The 14,861-nt window shown below is 71.3% G+C and carries 14 protein-coding genes and 2 pseudogenes; 9 read left to right on the top strand and 7 right to left on the bottom strand.

Features of this window, described 5'->3' with window-relative positions; all coding sequences use genetic code 11:
* From ACVNF4_RS21520 to ACVNF4_RS21530, 3 genes and pseudogenes are all read left to right on the top strand, one after another.
* A pseudogene (locus tag ACVNF4_RS21520) lies at window positions 1-640 on the top strand (hypothetical protein); the annotation flags it as partial.
* A gap of 91 nt (window positions 641-731) precedes the next feature.
* Window positions 732-896, top strand: coding sequence for a hypothetical protein (locus ACVNF4_RS21525; RefSeq protein ID WP_461804494.1), 165 nt, complete (start codon window positions 732-734; stop codon window positions 894-896).
* A gap of 88 nt (window positions 897-984) precedes the next feature.
* Window positions 985-1,434, top strand: a complete 450-nt coding sequence (locus ACVNF4_RS21530; protein ID WP_461804495.1) for an HIT family protein — start codon at window positions 985-987, stop codon at window positions 1,432-1,434.
* A gap of 3 nt (window positions 1,435-1,437) precedes the next feature.
* Here ACVNF4_RS21530 and ACVNF4_RS21535 read toward each other — a convergent pair whose 3' ends face one another.
* The 3 genes from ACVNF4_RS21535 to ACVNF4_RS21545 form a co-directional block, all read right to left on the bottom strand.
* Window positions 1,438-2,376 (bottom strand): 3-oxoacyl-ACP reductase, encoded by a 939-nt coding sequence (locus ACVNF4_RS21535; RefSeq protein ID WP_461804496.1) that lies wholly within the window; start codon window positions 2,374-2,376, stop codon window positions 1,438-1,440.
* A 9-nt stretch (window positions 2,377-2,385) separates the two neighbouring features.
* On the bottom strand, window positions 2,386-3,462 hold the full coding sequence (locus ACVNF4_RS21540; protein ID WP_461804497.1) for a Zn-dependent alcohol dehydrogenase: 1,077 nt from the start codon (window positions 3,460-3,462) through the stop codon (window positions 2,386-2,388).
* 73 nt (window positions 3,463-3,535) lie between these two features.
* Window positions 3,536-4,393: a MaoC/PaaZ C-terminal domain-containing protein gene (locus ACVNF4_RS21545; protein ID WP_461804498.1), complete on the bottom strand. Its 858-nt coding sequence runs from the start codon at window positions 4,391-4,393 to the stop codon at window positions 3,536-3,538.
* 374 nt (window positions 4,394-4,767) lie between these two features.
* Here ACVNF4_RS21545 and ACVNF4_RS21550 point away from each other — a divergent pair, with 374 nt between their 5' ends.
* Window positions 4,768-6,159, top strand: coding sequence for a histidine kinase (locus tag ACVNF4_RS21550; protein WP_461804499.1), 1,392 nt, complete (start codon window positions 4,768-4,770; stop codon window positions 6,157-6,159).
* Between the two features lie 53 nt (window positions 6,160-6,212).
* A complete protein-coding gene (locus tag ACVNF4_RS21555) occupies window positions 6,213-6,845 on the top strand; it encodes a response regulator (RefSeq protein WP_461804507.1) in 633 nt (210 codons plus the stop codon).
* A gap of 71 nt (window positions 6,846-6,916) precedes the next feature.
* Here ACVNF4_RS21555 and ACVNF4_RS21560 read toward each other — a convergent pair whose 3' ends face one another.
* The 3 genes from ACVNF4_RS21560 to ACVNF4_RS21570 all read right to left on the bottom strand — a co-directional run bounded on the left by ACVNF4_RS21560 (window position 6,917) and on the right by ACVNF4_RS21570 (window position 9,343).
* On the bottom strand, window positions 6,917-7,552 hold the full coding sequence (locus tag ACVNF4_RS21560; protein ID WP_461804500.1) for a class I SAM-dependent methyltransferase: 636 nt from the start codon (window positions 7,550-7,552) through the stop codon (window positions 6,917-6,919).
* Between the two features lie 81 nt (window positions 7,553-7,633).
* The gene (locus ACVNF4_RS21565; RefSeq protein ID WP_461804501.1) at window positions 7,634-8,281 is read right to left on the bottom strand and encodes a class I SAM-dependent methyltransferase; all 648 of its coding nucleotides are present in this window, start codon (window positions 8,279-8,281) and stop codon (window positions 7,634-7,636) included.
* Window positions 8,282-8,896: 615 nt separating this feature from the next.
* Complete coding sequence (locus tag ACVNF4_RS21570) at window positions 8,897-9,343, bottom strand: anthrone oxygenase family protein (protein ID WP_461804502.1); 447 nt, start codon at window positions 9,341-9,343, stop codon at window positions 8,897-8,899.
* Between the two features lie 91 nt (window positions 9,344-9,434).
* Between ACVNF4_RS21570 and ACVNF4_RS21575 the strand changes: the two genes are divergently transcribed.
* Window positions 9,435-10,013, top strand: coding sequence for a TetR/AcrR family transcriptional regulator (locus ACVNF4_RS21575; protein WP_461804503.1), 579 nt, complete (start codon window positions 9,435-9,437; stop codon window positions 10,011-10,013).
* A 40-nt stretch (window positions 10,014-10,053) separates the two neighbouring features.
* On the opposite strand, the gene ACVNF4_RS21580 is transcribed toward ACVNF4_RS21575, so the two are convergent.
* Window positions 10,054-11,562 carry an MFS transporter gene (locus ACVNF4_RS21580; protein WP_461804504.1) on the bottom strand — a complete coding sequence of 503 codons (1,509 nt, stop codon included), beginning with the start codon at window positions 11,560-11,562 and terminating at the stop codon, window positions 10,054-10,056.
* 241 nt (window positions 11,563-11,803) lie between these two features.
* Here ACVNF4_RS21580 and ACVNF4_RS21585 point away from each other — a divergent pair, with 241 nt between their 5' ends.
* The 3 genes and pseudogenes from ACVNF4_RS21585 to ACVNF4_RS21595 form a co-directional block, all read left to right on the top strand.
* A complete protein-coding gene (locus ACVNF4_RS21585) occupies window positions 11,804-13,258 on the top strand; it encodes an MFS transporter (protein ID WP_461804505.1) in 1,455 nt (484 codons plus the stop codon).
* 10 nt (window positions 13,259-13,268) lie between these two features.
* A complete protein-coding gene (locus ACVNF4_RS21590; RefSeq protein WP_461804506.1) occupies window positions 13,269-14,174 on the top strand; it encodes an N-acetylmuramoyl-L-alanine amidase in 906 nt (301 codons plus the stop codon).
* Window positions 14,175-14,298: 124 nt separating this feature from the next.
* A pseudogene (locus tag ACVNF4_RS21595) lies at window positions 14,299-14,861 on the top strand (hypothetical protein); the annotation flags it as partial.

The raw sequence follows: 14,861 nt of genomic DNA on the forward strand, positions 1-14,861 counted from the left end.
GGCGCGGGTGCCGGGCCGGTGCACCGGCGGGGTCTGGCTGGACCCGGCGGGCCGGCTGCTGGCCGTCGACCGTGAACTGGGCGGCCGGACCAAGGCGGTGGTGATCGACCTCGGCCGCGACGGCGCCGTCACCCCGCTGCTCCAGATCACCGAGGACAGCGACGACCGGCTGCTGCTCGCCGACCCCGACAGCGGACTTCTGCTGATCCGCTCCGACGCGCCGGGCGAACACCGGCTCGGGTGGGGGGTGTTGGGCAGCACGCTGCCGGTCCGCTTCCCCGAGTCGCTGCGGCTGCCGGGGTGTTCGGTGACGCCGTTCGCCGTGCAGCCGGGGCAGGTGCTGCTGCCGGAGAGCTGCGCGGTGGCGCTGCGGATCGACGGGGCGTTCGGGCGGTGGGTGGGGATGTGGCGGGCGGCGGACCGGCGGGTGCGGCAGGTCGCGGCGCCGGAGGGGTGGCTGACGGGGAGCGGGTGGTGGTCGGCGGAGGGGGTGCTGGGGTTGCCGTACTCGTCGGGGGGTGAGCCGTGCGGGGTGGCGCGGGTGCGGGCGTGGGAGGGGGTCGAGGTGCGGCGGGAGGCGGTGGTGGCGCGTCCGGTCCCCTTGCAGCAGGCGCCACTCGACAAACTTGTAACGAAGTAGGCGGCGGCAGTTGATCGCCGGGCCCGTTGTCAGTGTCCCTCGGTAGACTCCCCGGCCTGTAAGAGATCATGTTGACGGGTGGAAGACTCCGATGAGCGACGCAAGCACCACGCAGCCGCTGTCCGCCGACACGCAGGGCCCCGAGGCCACCGGCCACGGCCGGCACCGCGGGTCCCAGGCGGACCACGACAGCCAGACCGCACCGCACGGCCGGCACCGCAGGCCGACGGAACAGGCCGAGACGGCCGCCGCGTAAGACCGGCCGGTCCGAGGCGGTTCACACACAGCGGGCCCCGCTGGTCACCTTCCGGTGATCGGCGGGGCCTTTGTATTGAGGGGGGCGCATGCGGGGTGAAGGGGTTGCCGGGCGGGACTGTGTCTTCTGCGACATCGTCGCGGGTGACGGTCCCGCCGAGATCGTCTATGCGGACGACCGGACTCTCGCGTTCCTTCCCTTGTACCCGGCGGCAGTCGGCCACACCTTGCTCGTCCCCCGTGCCCATGTCCGGGACTTGTGGGACCTGTCGGAGTCCGAGGCGCACCATCTCACCTCGGCCCTCCTCAAGTTGGCCCCCGCCCTCCGCCGCGCGCTCTCCCCCGACGGGCTGAACGTCGTCAACTCGGCGGGGGCGGCGGCCACTCAGACGGTCTTCCATCTCCATGTGCATCTGGTGCCGCGCTGGCACGGGGACTCGTTCGGCCCGCTCTGGCCGGCTCCTGCCGCACGGTTGCCGTCGGGGGACGAGCGGCAGGGGCGGGCGGCGGAGGCGATCAGGGCGGAGCTGGCCGGATGAGTCCTACTCCCGCCGCAGCCCCAGCACTTCCGCCGCCCCGAACGTCTCCCCGCTCGGCCGCTCGGCATAGTGCGGGGTGAGTACGGCGTCCAGCTCGTCGTACGTGAACGCGTCCTGCTTGCTGTCGAACTTGGCCCGTACGCGCGGCCGTTCGACGACGGCGACCATTCCGCCGTGGACGACGAGGAGCTGACCGTTGACGCGGCCGGCCGCCGGGGAGGCCAAGTAGCCGACGAGGGGGGCGACATGCTCGGGGGAGAGCGGGTCGATGCCCTGGTCGGTTTCCTCGGCCGACGCGAAGACGTCCTCGGTCATGCGGGTGCGCGCGCGGGGGCAGATGACGTTGGCGGTGACGCCGTACTTGGTGAGGGCGAGGGCGGTGGAGACGGTGAGCCCGACGATCCCCCCTTTCGCGGCAGCGTAGTTGGGCTGCCCGGCCGACCCCGCGAGAAAGGCCTCGGACGAGGTGTTGACGATCCGCCCGTACACCGGCCCACCTTCCCGCTTCGCGCGTTCCCGCCAGTGGGCGGCGGCGAACCGGGTCGTGTTGAAGTGCCCTTTGAGGTGGACGCGGACGACGGCGTCCCACTCCCCCTCGGTCATGGAGAAGACCATCCGGTCGCGCAGGATGCCCGCGTTGTTGACGAGGACGTCCAGCCGGCCGTACCTCTCGATGGCCGACTCGACCAGTTCGCGGGCCTGTTGGAAGTCGGAGACGTCGCCGGTGTGCGCGACGGCCGCACCTCCCCCGGCCCGGATCTCGGCGGCCACCTCCTCCGCCGGGGTGGCGGACGCCTCGCCGGAGCCGTCGCGGCCGGCCTGTCCGTAGTCGTTGACGACGACGGCCGCACCGAGCCGGGCCAGCTCCAGCGCCTCGGCTCGCCCGAGTCCGCGTCCTGCGCCGGTGACGATCGCCGAAAGTCCTTCCAGGGGACGTGACATGACGTCTCCTCAGATCTCGATGCAGGTGCGCAGGGCGGTCCCGGTGCGCATCTGGTCGAGGGCCTCGTTGACGTCGGCGAGCGGGACGCGGTGCGTGATGAGCCCGGCGAGGTCGATCCGGCCGGCCCGCCAGAGGGCGATCGTCCGCTCGTAGGAGCGCAGGACGTCACCGCCGCCGTACATGGACGGCAGGATCCGCTTCTCGTCGAAGAACAGCTCGAACATGTTGAGTTGGAGGAAGTCGTCCATCGCTCCCGCGCCGACGACGACGAGGGTGCCGCCGCGCCGGGTGGTCTCGTAGGCGGTGCGGGCGGTGGCGGAGCGGCCGACGACCTCGAAGACGTAGTCGAACCCTTCGCCGCCGGTGACGAGTTGCTTCGCACCGGGCAGCTCCTCGGGCGAAACCGCCTTTGTCGCGCCGAACTTGAGAGCGGCCTCGCGGCGGGACTCCACCGGGTCGACGGCGACGATCTCGGCGGCCCCCTTGAGCCGCGCGCCCTGTATCGCGGAGATGCCGACGCCCCCGCAGCCGATCACGGCGACGGACGAACCGGCTTCCACGTCGGCGGTGTTGAGGGCGGCGCCGAGTCCCGTCGTCACCCCGCAGCCGATGAGGGCGGCGATGTCGAAGGGGACGTCCTCAGGGATCGGCACCGCGCACCCGGCGTCGACGACGACCTCTTCCGCGAAGGTGCCGGTCCCGGCGAAGCCGAACACATCGCCGCCAGGGCGACGGAAGTTGGGGGTTCCGGCGTTCATGAACCCGGCGAGGCACAGCTCGGTCTGACCGCGCTTGCAGGCGGGGCAGGCACCGCAGGCGGGCAGCCAGCAGACGACGACCCGGTCGCCGACCGCCAAGTTGCCGACGCCTTCCCCGACTTCGAGGATCTCACCGGCCCCCTCGTGTCCCGGCACGAACGGCCCCGGCTGCGGCAGCACCCCGCTCATCGCGGACAGGTCCGAGTGGCACAGCCCCGTGGCCCGCACCCGGATCCGGACCCTGCCGGGCCCGAACCCCACGGCCTCGACGTCGTCGAGAACCTCCAGCTTGTCCTGACCGATCTCGTGCAGTACGGCTGCGCGCATGGCTGCGGCTCCCCTCAAGGCTTTCTGTCGAGTCACGCTGGGTTCAGGCGTGTTGGGACAACGCGGGTCGGGATCATGCGTGTCGGACGATCGTGTCGACGAGGACCGGCGCGTCGTCCCGCTCGACGGCGCCGACCGCGACCCGCACAGCTCCCTCGCCGCGCCACATCCGCACCCGCAGCGTCTCCCCCGGGTACACGACTCCGGCGAACCGCGTGTCGTAGGACCGGACTTGGCTCACGTCTCCGTCCAACACCGTGTCCACGACGGCCTTCAGCGTCATGCCGTACGTGCACAGGCCGTGCAGGATGGGCCGTTCGAATCCGGCGCGTTTGGCGAAGTCGGGGTCGGCGTGCAGGGGGTTGTGGTCGCCGGAGAGGCGGTACAGGAGGGCCTGGTCCTCGCGGATCGGGCGTTCGACGGTCAAGTCCGGTTCGCCGGTGGGGGGTTCGAGTCGCCCGGCGGGGCCTCGGTCGCCGCCCCAGCCGCCCTCGCCCCGGACGAAGATGTGGGCGTCACCGGTCCACAACGGCCCTTCGGTGTCGGCGACTTCGGTGCGCATGACCAGGACGGCCGCCTTGCCCTTGTCGTACACGGCGGCGATGCGGCCGGTGGCGGTGGCGGTGCCCTCGGCGGGGAGCGGGCGGTGGATCGTCAGGGACTGTCCGCCGTGCAGGACGCGGGACAGGTCGACGTCGACGCCCGGCATCGAGAGGCCGCTGATCACTCCGGGTGAGCCGTTTCCGGCGACGGTCGCGAAGCTCGGCAGGACGTGCAGGCGTGATTCCAGGGTGTAGCGCAGTTCGTCGGGGTCGGTCGCCGGGCGGCCGGCGCCGATGCCGAGGTGGTAGAGCTGCACGTCCTTGCGGGTCCAGGCGATCTCGCCGGTGCGGGGGGCGGCGGCGAGGGCTTCGGCTGCGTCGATGGGCAAGGGGGCTCCCTGGGGGCGGGGCTTGCGGGGTGGCGCGTCGGCGGCCGTGCGGTGACGGCTGTGCGGTGCCGGCTGCGGGGTGGGCCCAAGACCTCGGTACGGCTGTCCGCACCGTCGGCCGCACCGAGGTCGTCACGGTCCGGACTGGAACAGGTTCCAGTCCGGCGCCCTAGGTATAGCCGAGGGCAGTTTGAATGGGAAGGCTCCTGACGTGTCATCAGATGCCGTCGCCGCGGAGGGGTCGCGGGTTGTGACATTTGTACTGCCGGAGTCGGTACGGACGGTTCTGCCGGGTGGGGGTGGGAGGCGCGTAGCGTCGTGACTCACAGCAATCGACCGCGCATCGGCGGCGTACCGGACGGGGGAATCGCAGGATGAACAGGTCGGACAAGTCAGACAGGAAATGCGGACCGGGGAGAGCCCCCGAGCCCAAGGACTTCACACTCAACGGCTTCAGCATGCTGCCCTGGCTGCTGATCGGCCTCGGCGCCTTCTCGAACCTCTTCCAGCCCGAGACCCCGAACCCGTGGATCGGCGGCCTGGGACTGCTCACCTTCAACTCGCTCTACATCTACGTCGTCTTCCGCGCCTTCCTCCGCGAAACCAGGGAGTCGACGTCGACCCGGATCGCCCTCGCGCTCCTCACACTGGTGACCTGCGCCCTGGCGATCGGCTACGGCGGCGCCTGGCTGCTCTTCTTCCCCCTGCTCGGCCTCGCGGCAGGCGCTGCGGTGAGGACGTCACACCTTCTCTGGACGAGCCTCGCCCTCGCCGTCCTCGGGGGGACGGTCGGCGTGGTGCGGGAGGGCTGGGACGGCTTCGGCACGGCGTACACGACGTGGATCTCGACGCTGGTGACGGCGGCCGTCCTCTCCCTCACGGACACCGTGCGGGAACTGCGCTCGGCCCGCGAGGAGCTGGCGCGGAGGGCGGTGGAGAAGGAGCGGCTCCGCTTCTCCCGGGACCTGCACGACCTCCTCGGCCACACCCTCTCGGTGATCGTCGTGAAGTCGGAGGCCGCCCGCCGCCTGGCCCCTCGGAACCTGGACGCGGCGCTGACACAGATCACGGACATCGAGTCGGTCGGCCGCCAGGCGCTCACGGAGATCCGCGAGGCGGTCACCGGCTACCGCGAGAGCACGTTCACCACCGAACTGGACCGCTCCCGCTCGACCCTCGCCACCGCCGGCATCACCCCCACCATCACCGAGTCCGGCCCGCCCCTCTCCCCCCAGACAGCGGCCCTCCTCGGCTGGGTCGTCCGCGAGGCCGTCACCAACATCGTCCGCCACAGCGGCGCCACCCACTGCGCGATCGTCCTCACGGGAACCCAGGACCGAGCGTGCCTGACAGTGACGGACGACGGACCACTCCTGAAGGCACCTCACCGCACGGCTCCGGCAACCACCGACGAGGGCGACACCGGTACCTCCGACTCCGCCGCCCTCGACACCAACCCCCGCCCTCCGACCTGCGGCACCGGCCTCATCGGTCTCCGCGAACGCCTCGCCGCAGCCGGCGGCACACTGGAGGCCGGACCAGGCGTGCGAGGCGGGTTCACAGTGACGGCGGAACTGCCGACGGACGCCGACGAACACGAGGAGCACAACGGCCGAGGTACCCGCTGGGACCCGGTGCTCGGTGCCGGAAGTGTGGACGGCTGGCACCCCGAGCCCTGTGCGCCGGGCGTGTACACCGTGCGCCCCACCCACGAGTCCCGCCACACCGCGCCCTCCCCCGGCGCCGGCCCTAGGCTGTCCCCGTGACCAGCAGCCCCCTGAACTCGCCGTACGTCCCGAGTGACCCGGCCGCGAGCGAGATGCCGAGCAGTCACCGTCCCTCGAAGTCCATCCGGGTACTGCTGGCGGAGGACCAGGGCATGATGCGGGGCGCGCTGGCGCTGCTGCTGGGGATGGAGCCGGACATCGAGGTGGTCGCCCAACTCGGCGCGGGGGACGTCATCGTGGACACGGCGCTGGTGTGCCGCCCCGATGTGGCCCTCCTTGACATCGAACTGCCGGGCAAGAGCGGGCTGGACGCGGCGGCGGAGTTGCGGGACGAGGTGCCGGACTGCCGGGTCCTGATCCTGACGACGTTCGGGCGGCCGGGGTACCTGCGGCGGGCCATGGACGCGGGGGCGGCGGGGTTCCTGGTGAAGGACGGTCCGGTGGAGGAGCTGGCGCAGGCGATCAGGAGGGTGCTGACGGGAGAGACGGTGGTGGACCCGGCGCTCGCGGCAGCAGCCCTGACCGCCGGCCCCAACCCCCTGACCACCCGGGAGCGCGGAGTCCTGGAGGCATCGGCCGACGGCGCGACCGTGGCGGACATCGCGCAGAGGCTGCTGCTCTCGGAGTCGACCGTCCGCAACTACCGCTCGTCGGCCATCGGAAAGACGGGCACCCGCAACCGCACGGAGGCACTGCGGGAGGCCCGGCAGCAGGGCTGGCTGTAGTAGCTGGGAGCGGGGAATCGGCCTCGCGAGAGGCGGGCTCGCTCACGGCCGAGCTTCATGGACCGCAAAAGCTACTCGCCCTTACGGAACAGCGCCGCCCACAAGAAGTCCTTGCCGAAGTACGGGGAGCCCTCCCCCACCTCCCGCATCCTCCGAAGCATCGCTCCGGCGGCGAAGCAGGTCAGTCCGAAGTACCCGCCGGGTGCGAGTACCCGGTCCAGCAGACGCAGATAGCTGATCCGACGGTGAGGAGGCAGGTGATGGAAGCAACCGGAGTCGTAGACGAGGTCGTAGGGACCGGAGAGTTCGGCCCCGGGGCGTTCGCCGACGAGCTTGAACGCATCGCCGAGATGGAACCGGACGTCCACCTCCGCCTCGCGGGCTCGCTCGCCGGCCCATTCGATGGCGGCCGGGGAGAGGTCGACGGCGTCGACGCGGTAGCCGTGCGCGGCGAGGTGCCGGGCGTTGCGGCCGGGGCCGCAGCCGAGGTCGAGGGCGCGACCGCCGGCCAGGAGACCGCGTCCGGTCAGGTCGGCGAGATTCTCGTCGGGTTTGTCGGCGAAGAAGGGGACAGGGCGGGTGCGGTCGGCGTAGAAGGTGTTCCACCAGTCGCGGCCGGCACCGTCGCTCCAGCGATTCGCCTCGGGGGTGAAGAGGCTGTCCAGCAGGTCGAGCACGTCGTCGACGGTACGTATGTTCCGGTCCATCCGGCCCCCTTCCCCGCCGGCGGATCTTACCGGGCCGGCCAAGCACGGACCGGGTCAACTCCCCGCCCCCGCCAAGGCACTTCACCGCTTCCGCAGCACCCGCAGCGACCCCGTCACGCCGACCTCCTCGAACTGTCCGGACTCCAGTGCCCGCAGGTAGATCCGGTAGGGCGCCTGGCCGGTGAACTCGTCCTCGGGGTCGGGGAAGACGTCGTGGATGACGAGGAGTCCGCCCTCGGCGACGTGGGGAGCCCAGCCCTCGTAGTCGGCGGTGGCGTGCTCGTCGGTGTGGCCGCCGTCGACGAAGACGAGTCCGAGGGGGGAGTTCCAGAGCCGGGCGATCTGCGGGGAGCGGCCGACAAGAGCGACGACGTGGTCTTCGAGGCCGGCCCGGTGGAGGGTCCGGCGGAAGGTGGGCAGGGTGTCCATGAGGCCGAGTTCGGGGTCGACGGTCTCGGGGTCGTGGTACTCCCACCCCGGCTGCTGCTCCTCGCTCCCCCGGTGGTGGTCGACGGTGAGCGCGACGACCCCCGCCCGCCGCGCGGCGTCCGCGAGCAGCACGGCGGAGCGCCCGCAGTACGTCCCCACCTCCAGCAGCGGCAGCCCCAGCGCCCCCACCTCGACGGCCGCCGCGTAGAGCGCCAGCCCCTCGTCCTCGGGCATGAACCCCTTCGCCCCGAGGAAGGCGGCCAGGATCTCCGGGCCGGGTCGGGTGGCGAGAGCGTCCATGAGGGGTTCCTTCCGGAAGTACGACGAGAGGTACGGCGATACGGCCCCCATGCTGTCGCACCCCCACCACACCACCGAAAGCCACCCCACCCCGACGAGCGGCCCCCCTCACACCACCCCACCCGCCCCGCCCGTCGCAGCACCGGAAAGCCCCCGAGGCGCTCCCACCCGACACCGCCGAGCCCCAGCCGACAGCACCCCTCCCGAGACACCCCCGGCGCGAAGAGACACCCCACCAGCCAAAGAGACCCCTCCCCCACACCAACCCCCGCTCCTGACACCAACTCACCACCCCGCCCCGCTCCTCCCCTCCCCGAGCACGGCCACGGCAACACCACGAAGGCCACCCCACCCGACCGACCGCCTCACCACACCCGCCCCGCCCGTCGCCGCCGAGCCCCAGCCGACGGCAACCCTCCCAAGACACCCCGGCGCGAAAAGGCCCCTCCCCCACACCAGCCCTCGCTCCTGCCACCAACGCCACACCCCGCCCCTCCTCTCACCTCCCTCACCGAGCACGGCCACGGCCACGGCCACGGCAGCACCGCAAAGGCCACCCCAGTGATTCCCAGCGCGAAGAGCCACCACGCGTCCGCCACCGGCCCGCACCCCCGCTCACACCAGCGCCGCGACCAGCAGGGCGAACGCCCCGACGATGACGGCGACACGGACGTAGTGCCAGCGCAGCCAGCGGTTCAGCTGCTCCTTCCAGTCGGCGGGCCGGTTCTCGGGGGTCCACGTCTTGCCCCGGTTGTTGATCGGGACGAGCAGCAGGACCGACATGACCACGCTGAGGATCAGCAGCCCGGCGGCGGTGACGACGAGGGCGGCACCCTGTCGGTCCCATCCGGCGACGGCCCAGACCCCGGCGAGGACGAGCGAGCCGATGTACCAGACGGGCATGAGCGCGCCGAGCATCCGGCCCCCGTGGGCGTGCCCGAGCTGACCGGCGTCACCGGGGAGCGCGTTGAGGATCGGGTTCATGACGAAGGCGACGGCGAACTCCACCCCCACCATCACCCCGACGACCACGACAGTGACGACCTCAAGTGCGGCGAGCATGACGATCCCTCCCGTTTTCTAGCAACGCTAGCTTATGGGTCAACGCTAGACCTGCCGCAGCTCGATTGTCTAGCGGTGCTAGCATCAGGGCATGTCGCTACAGGAACGCAAGGAACGCGAACGGGCCGGCCGCGAGCGCCTCATCGTCGCGACCGCCCGCGAACTCGCCGAGCAACAGGGCTGGGACGCGGTCACCACCCGCCGGCTCGCCGAGCGCATCGAGTACAGCCAGCCCGTCCTCTACAGCCACTTCCGGGGCAAGCGCGAGATCATCGGCGCGGTCGCCCTGGAGGGGGCCGCCGAACTGGCGACGGCCCTGCGCGCCGCGACCGCCACCGCACAGGACCCCCGCACCCGGGCCACCACCCTCGCCCGCACCTACCTCGACTTCGCCCACCTCAACCCGGCGGTCTACGACGCCCTCTTCCAACTGGACGGCGGCCTCCCCTTCGCCCAGGACAACACCCCCGAACCCCTGAAGGACGCCTTCGCGGCCCTGCTGGAGACCCTCACGGAAGTCGCCGGCGACAACGTCCACCCCGGCATCTTCACGGAACTCTTCTGGGCGTCCCTGCACGGCCTGGCCACCTTGACCCGAGCGGGCCGACTCCCCCGGGAGTACATCGACGAGCGAGTGGAGCTACTGGTCTCCCGCCTCACCCGCACCTGACAACAACCCCGCAGCCGACGGCACAGCCCCCGCCCGCCCCCTACCGAACGGAGGAAACAGCCCCCTCCTCAGAAGCCTCGACAGCCTCGGCCCGCGCAATCCCGGCCTCTTCCTCACTGCTGGCCCGCAACTGCCCGGAACCAGCAGTCTTGGCCCGTCCCGGCAGGAACAGCGCCAGCACCAGCCCCACGGCGACAGCGGCGGTGGCGATCATGAACGACACCCGGAACCCGTGCATCGTCGGAACCGCAGCCCCGTTCACATGGTTGGCGGTGTTCGCCAGCACCATCCCGATCACGGCGCTCGACACGGACGTCCCGATGGACCGCATGAGCGTGTTGAGCCCGTTCGCGGCCCCCGTCTCGGACGCCGGCACGGCACCGACGATCAACGCGGGCAGCGACGAGTACGCGAGCCCGATCCCCGCGCCCAGCACAACGGCGATCACCAGGCTCTGCCAAGCCGCACTCATCAGCCCGAGCCCGGCCCCGTACCCGATCGCGATGATCAGCATGCCGAGGATGAGGGTGAATTTGGGCCCGTACTTCGCGGACAGCCGCGCGTACACCGGCGCGGTGATCATCATGGTCAGCCCCAGCGGAGCGACGAGCAGACCGGCGACGACCATGGACTGACCGAGCCCGTACCCGGTGGCGGTGGGCAACTGGAGCAGCTGGGGAAGGACCAGCGAGACGACGTAGAAGCTGACGCCGACCATGATGGAGGCGAGGTTGGTGAGCAGCACCTCGCGCCGGGCGGTCGTCCGGAGGTCGACGAGGGGCGCGGAGACGCGCAGCTCGTACATCCCCCACAGCAGCAGCACGACGACGGCCGCGCCGAACAGCCCGAGGGTCGTCCCCGAGGCCCAGCCCCAGTCGCTGCCCTTGGTGATCGGCAGGAGCAGCAGGACGAGACCGGTGGAGAGCCCGAGCGCGCCCGGCAGGTCGAAGGACCCCTCGGCCCGCATCGGGGACTCGGGGACGACGAGCAGGGTCAGCGCGATGGAGAGGACGCCGAGCCCGGCGGAGCCGTAGAAGAGGGCGTGCCAGTCGGCGTGCTGGGCGACGAGCGCGGCGGCGGGCAGCGCGAGGCCGCCGCCGACGCCTATGGAGGAGCTCATGAGCGCCATGGCGGAGCCGAGCTTCTCGCGGGGCAGCATGTCGCGCATGAGGCCGATGCCGAGCGGGATCGCGCCCATGGCGAAGCCCTGGAGGGTGCGGCCGACGATCATCGTCAGGAGATCACTGGTGAGGGCGCTGATCAGCGAGCCGACGACCATGACGGCGAGGCTCGCGATGAGCATCCGCCGCTTGCCGGTGAGGTCGCCGAGGCGGCCCATGATCGGGGTGGCGACGGCGCCGGACAGGAGCGTGGAGGTGAGCACCCAGGTCGCGTTGCTGGGCGCGGTGCTCAGCAACTGGGGCAGGTCCTTGATCACGGGGACGAGCAGGGTCTGCATGACCGCGACCACGATGCCCGCGAAGGCGAGGACCGGCACGAGGGCACCGCTCGCCTCGCGGGTGGTCCGGTCGGTCGGCGTAGGCGACATGGGCTGGGGCCTCCAAGGCCACGGAAGGGCCGGGTAGAGCGAAGGGGATCTGTGCACCCGGAAGAGGGATACGTGCACTCGGAACGACGTATGCACAGGCAACTATTCCGGCATTCCGCGCACCCCGCGGATCCTTGACCATTTCTTGAGAAACGGAGGGAACCCTCCACTGCCCCAGGCGCCCCACCCGAACCCCTATGCTGCGCGAAACGGCTGCACACCCCCTGATCAGCTTGCGAACATGACGACCATGCCCTCCGCACCAGACCCCACGACGGCCCCCACGGCCGTCTCTCCCGCGACCCTCCACCGCCCCGCACCTCCCGCCTGGCTGATCGTCGCCCTCGCCTGCGCCGGACAGTTCCTGGTCGTGCTGGACATCTCGGTGGTGAACGTCGCCCTCCCCGCCATGCGCGCCGACCTCGGCCTGAGCGCGCAAGGCCTCCAGTGGGTGGTGAACGCGTACGGGATCACGTTCGCCGGCTTCCTCCTGCTGGGCGGCCGGGCGGGTGACCTGTACGGCAGGAAGCGCACCTTCCTGATCGGCCTGGCCCTCTTCACGCTGGCCTCGCTCAGCGGCGGCCTCGCCCAGACCGACTGGGAACTCCTCGCGGCCCGCGCCGTCCAGGGCCTCGGCGCCGCGATCCTCGCCCCCTCGACGCTGACCCTGCTGACGGCGGCCGTCCCGGAGGGCCCCGCGCGGGCACGGGCCATAGCGACGTGGACGGCGGTCGGCGCGGGCGGCGGCTCGGCCGGCGGCCTGGTCGGCGGGCTCCTCGTCGAGACGATGTCCTGGCGCTGGGTCCTGCTGATCAACGTGCCGATAGGAGCGCTGGTCCTGGTGAGCTCCCTGCGCTGGCTCCCGCAGACCAGCCAGGCGTCGAGCCGACGGCTGGACGTCCCCGGCGCGATCCTGGTCACGGCCGGCCTCGCGACACTGGCGTACGGCATATCGCGCCTGGAGTCGGCGGGCTGGACGACGCCGTCCGCACTGCTGCCGCTCGCCGCCGGCGTCGTCCTGATCGCCGTGTTCCTGGCCGTGGAGGCACGGGCGAAGAGTCCGCTGCTGCCGCTCGGGCTGCTGCGGCTGCCGCAGGTGGCGTCGGCGAACGTGGCGATGTTCATCACCGGCTCGACGTCGTTCTGCATGTGGTTCTTCATGACGCTGTACGCGCAGAACGTCCTCGGCTACGCGCCGCTGGAGGCGGGCCTCGCCCTGATGCCCAGCTCGCTGGCGGTGATCGTCGGCTCGAAACTCTCCCCCCGCCTGATGCGCGGGACGTCCCCGCGTGTCGCCGCGGTCCTCGGCGTGCTCGTTGCGGCAAGCGGTTTCGCCTGGCAGTCGACGATGAACGCGAACGGCGAGCTGCTCACCGACATCGTCCTGCCCGGCATGCTCATGATGCTCGGCTCCGGTGTGGCCCTCACCCCCCTCGCCTCCCTGGCCACCTCGGGCGTGGGCGCCGCCGACACCGGCATCGTCTCCGGCATCGCCAACACCTCCCGGACGATGGGCGGCGCCCTCGGCCTCGCCGTGATGGCGACGGTCGCCGCCACCCGCACGGACGGCCGCACCACCCCCGCCGCCCTCACCGACGGCTACGCGCTCGCGTTCCGCGCCAGCGCCGCCGTCCTCACCGCAGGCGCCCTCCTGATGTGGGCATGGCTCCCCCGGGGGAGTGGCGACAGGGCCTAGGCTGACGGGCGTGTCGTACACAGGCCCGGAATTCGAACCCCAGCCGTCCCGCTCCCCGCTCCGCCGCCCGCTGGTCGTGGTACCGGCGGTGCTGGTCCCGGTGGTGGTGGCGGGCTGGTTCGCGTACCGCGCGCCGGGGGACGGCGGCGGCCCGGTGAGCGGCGGGGGGACGACGACGGCGAGCGCGCCGGCGTCGTCCGCGTCCCCCGCCGCGGCACCCTCCGACGCGAAGCCGCCCGCGAAACCGCTTGCCGGCAAGGTGATCGTCATCGACCCGGGCCACAACCCCGCCAACTTCCGGCACTCCTCCGAGATCAACAGCACGGTGGACATCGGCAACACCAAGAAGGAGTGCGACACCACCGGGACGGCCACCGACTCCGGTTACCCGGAAGCCTCGTTCACGCTGGACGTGGCCCACCGGATGCGTGCGGTGCTGGAGGGGCAGGGGGCGACGGTGAAGCTGACGCAGGACGGCGACCGCGCTTTCGGCCCGTGCATCGACGAGCGCGCGCGGATCGGGAACGCGGCGAAGGCGGACGCGGTCGTGTCGGTCCACGCGGACGGCTCGGGCGCGGGCAACCGGGGTTACCACGTGATCCTGCCGGGTTCGGTGCACGAGGGCGCGGCGGACACCCGTCCGATCCTCGCCCCGTCGAAGCGGCTCGGCGAACTCGTAGCAAACGGTTTCCGTCGTACGACAGGCAGCGAACCGTCCAACTACGTGGGTTCCGGTACCGGGTTGGTCACCCGTACCGACCTGGGCGGACTCAATCTCTCGACGGTTCCGAAGGTGTTCATCGAGTGCGGCAACATGCGCGACCGGCAGGACGCGGCGCAGTTCACGAGCGCCGTCTGGCGGCAGAAAGCCGCGCAAGGGATCTCTGAGGGAATCGTGAGTTTCCTGCGCGGGTAGCTTCACCGGACCTCTCCGGGCGGACAGGCCGATCGCGCGGACGATAGTGTCGTCGTTACGTTGACGACCGCAGACCGACGAAGGACCTGAAGTGAATATCCGCTCCCTCACTAGAGGCGACGGCGTGGTGATCGGAGCAGCGGTATTGCTGTTCATCGCGTCGTTCCTCGACGTCTACTCGGCCGATGAGGCCCCGGACGGCTTCGACTTCCCGAGCGCCTGGGCGAGCGGTCCGATCATGATGGGCGTGGTGCTGGCCGGCATCATCGGCGCCGCACTGGTCGTCGTCTCGCGCGTGCTGCCGCAGGTGCCGAAGGTCGCCGGGCTCGATCTGCGCCAGTTCGGTGTGGCGTTCACCGTGTTCGCGGCGTGGAGCGCGCTGGGCAACGTGGTCGACCCGATGAGCGCCATGAACAACTTCGAGGGCTCACGGAACACGATCGACGCGGGCACGGGCCTGATCCTGCTGCTCGTGGCGTCGCTGGTGATGGCGGGCGGCGCGATCGCCACGCCGCTGCTGCCGGTGCTCCAGGGGGGCCTCATCCCGGCCCCCAAGCCGCCGGCCCCGCAGCCCTTCGAGGTCGTCGTAGTAGTTGCCGGGGACGTGCAGGAGGGCAGCTCCTGCCGTGTGGAACTCCCGTACGGTGGCGACGAGATCGTCCACCGCGACGGCGATGTGCCGGGCGC

The sequence above is a fragment of the Streptomyces sp. S6 genome (assembly GCF_054880855.1).

Coding starts and splice junctions, on each gene's coding strand:
- ACVNF4_RS21530 (WP_461804495.1), top strand. CDS start 985: ATGCGGGGTGAAGGGGTTGCCGGGCGGGACTGTGTCTTCTGCGACATC.
- ACVNF4_RS21525 (WP_461804494.1), top strand. CDS start 732: ATGAGCGACGCAAGCACCACGCAGCCGCTGTCCGCCGACACGCAGGGC.
- ACVNF4_RS21560 (WP_461804500.1), bottom strand. CDS start 7,552: ATGGACCGGAACATACGTACCGTCGACGACGTGCTCGACCTGCTGGAC.
- ACVNF4_RS21570 (WP_461804502.1), bottom strand. CDS start 9,343: ATGCTCGCCGCACTTGAGGTCGTCACTGTCGTGGTCGTCGGGGTGATG.
- ACVNF4_RS21535 (WP_461804496.1), bottom strand. CDS start 2,376: ATGTCACGTCCCCTGGAAGGACTTTCGGCGATCGTCACCGGCGCAGGA.
- ACVNF4_RS21580 (WP_461804504.1), bottom strand. CDS start 11,562: ATGTCGCCTACGCCGACCGACCGGACCACCCGCGAGGCGAGCGGTGCC.
- ACVNF4_RS21575 (WP_461804503.1), top strand. CDS start 9,435: ATGTCGCTACAGGAACGCAAGGAACGCGAACGGGCCGGCCGCGAGCGC.
- ACVNF4_RS21585 (WP_461804505.1), top strand. CDS start 11,804: ATGACGACCATGCCCTCCGCACCAGACCCCACGACGGCCCCCACGGCC.
- ACVNF4_RS21540 (WP_461804497.1), bottom strand. CDS start 3,462: ATGCGCGCAGCCGTACTGCACGAGATCGGTCAGGACAAGCTGGAGGTT.
- ACVNF4_RS21550 (WP_461804499.1), top strand. CDS start 4,768: ATGAACAGGTCGGACAAGTCAGACAGGAAATGCGGACCGGGGAGAGCC.
- ACVNF4_RS21565 (WP_461804501.1), bottom strand. CDS start 8,281: ATGGACGCTCTCGCCACCCGACCCGGCCCGGAGATCCTGGCCGCCTTC.
- ACVNF4_RS21555 (WP_461804507.1), top strand. CDS start 6,213: ATGCCGAGCAGTCACCGTCCCTCGAAGTCCATCCGGGTACTGCTGGCG.